2 protein-coding genes are annotated in these 1,141 nt (G+C 64.8%); one reads left to right on the plus strand and one right to left on the minus strand.

Annotated features, from left to right (window positions below; all coding sequences use genetic code 11):
• Positions 1–15: 15 nt before the first annotated feature.
• Positions 16–390 carry a hypothetical protein gene (locus tag EB084_26160; GenBank protein ID NDD31749.1) on the minus strand — a complete coding sequence of 125 codons (375 nt, stop codon included), beginning with the start codon at positions 388–390 and terminating at the stop codon, positions 16–18.
• A 154-nt stretch (positions 391–544) separates the two neighbouring features.
• Between EB084_26160 and EB084_26165 the strand changes: the two genes are divergently transcribed.
• Positions 545–871, plus strand: coding sequence for a hypothetical protein (locus EB084_26165; protein NDD31750.1), 327 nt, complete (start codon positions 545–547; stop codon positions 869–871).
• Positions 872–1,141: the final 270 nt, after the last annotated feature.

The following is a 1,141-nucleotide window of genomic DNA, read 5'->3' on the forward strand; positions in this document are numbered from 1 at the left end:
CATCCCCTCGATGCCTCATCTGGATGGGCGCTCGGTGTCGTCGTTCATGCGCGACTTCATCGACACGTCGGCGGCGCTGGAAGCCCCGCCCGCGTCCGCGGTGCCTCCGCCGCTCACTACGGCGCTCGCCGCCCTGAACGAAGCCCCTCTTGCGTCGGCAGGGCCTCCCCCGCTCACTGCTACGGCGTCGATGATGAGCGTCAGCTCGATCTCCGACTTCCTCAATTGATGGGAGCTCTCGATCTCCCCCACGGAGCTCTCGATCTCCCCAACGGAGATATCGAGCTCACCAACGGAGATATCAAGCTCACCAATGGAGATGATAAAGGGTCGCGTGGGACTCAGTGCCCCTGCCCCCGGGCGCACTGGCACAGCAGCGTGTGATGGCATCCCTAAATTGGCATCGCTGATCCTGTCGAGAGAGGGCCATGCAAAATGCATGCGAGATGCATGCGAAGTGGCACAGTGGATGCGTGGTCGGCGGTGCAGGTGGAGTGCGCAGGCGCGGAGGTGCAGACGTAGATGACGCGTGACGATCTGATGTGTGCACATGCATGGCACGGGTTGCGGCAGCTCCACTCACCACCTGGCGGCACTCCTGGCGACCCTGGCGCGGGTCCCGTGGTCCCTCCGGTTCAAGGACTACCAGAAGGCCTTCATCAACACCAGCCGCTTCCGCCCCATCCAGCACGTCATGGGCTTCGTGCTCATCCTCGGCTACTGCCTCGAGTACCCCCACCTGAAACGTGCGCACGAGCATCGCGCGACGGCTCCGTCTCCACCCGCGCCGCCGCAGCGTCCCCGCGCGCACCGCGCGCACGCGCGCCGAGTCATTTTCCTGGTCCTCTTGTGTCCCCCATTTCGATCCTGACCCTCTGTGTGCCCATTTCGGTCCTGCTCTTGTCATCGCAGACGAGCAGCACGCACGGAAGAAGAAGGCGGCGCTCGCGGGCGACCACCACTGAGCAGGCGCGACGCGCGTGGCGGGGGGAGGACGGGCCGGCATGGACACACGCGAGCCTGCGTGGGTCTCTATTTCTATTGGAGAGCAGAGGGCGACCACTGAAGCGGCCAGACGAGATGTGATCGCTCGGACCTAATGCCAGACAGGCGCGCGGGGCGCTCGATGAAGCCTTTCACC

The organism is Pseudomonadota bacterium (genome assembly GCA_010028905.1).
Lineage (GTDB): Bacteria > Vulcanimicrobiota > Xenobia > RGZZ01 > RGZZ01 > RGZZ01.